1 protein-coding gene is annotated in these 507 nt (G+C 60.9%); it reads right to left on the reverse strand.

The window, feature by feature from the left end; translation table 11 throughout:
- Positions 1–477: acyl carrier protein (locus A5782_RS09850; RefSeq protein WP_369815611.1), on the reverse strand; the 477-nt coding region annotated here is incomplete at its 3' end.
- Positions 478–507: the final 30 nt, after the last annotated feature.

Here is a 507-nt window from a genome sequence, read left to right on the forward strand (position 1 = left end):
CCCCACCACCCTGGCAAAGCGTTTAGGGCAACAACTTGTTGGGTCGGTCCAAGAGGCGCGGTCGCCGGTGCGCACGAAGTTGGGAATAGATGAGCCGGTGGCGGTGGTGGGGGTGGGGTAGTCGAAGAGCAGTGTCGATGGAAGTGCTAGTCCGGTAGCGGTTTTGAGCCTGTTACGCAGTTCGACAGCGGTCAAGGAGTCAAACCCGAGATCTTGGAATGCCTGATCGGTGTCGATGTCGTTGGGACTGGGATGGCCCAACACCACCGCTGCATGCGAACGCACCAGTTCCACGAGCAGATCGTGTTGTTGGTCAGGGGTCAGCCCATGTAATCGTTGGGCCAGCGCCGATGCCGAGGCGGCGGCGCTGTTTTCCACCAGTCGGCGCGAGGGTCGGCGAATCAGCCCATCAAACACCGGCGGCAACGTCTCAGTGCTGTGCTGCAACACGGCCTGGTCCAGACGCGCAGCCACCACAGTGGGATGATCGATAATGAGTGCAGTGTC

This window comes from Mycobacterium sp. 852002-40037_SCH5390672 (assembly GCF_001665875.1).
In the GTDB taxonomy this organism is placed as follows: domain Bacteria; phylum Actinomycetota; class Actinomycetes; order Mycobacteriales; family Mycobacteriaceae; genus Mycobacterium.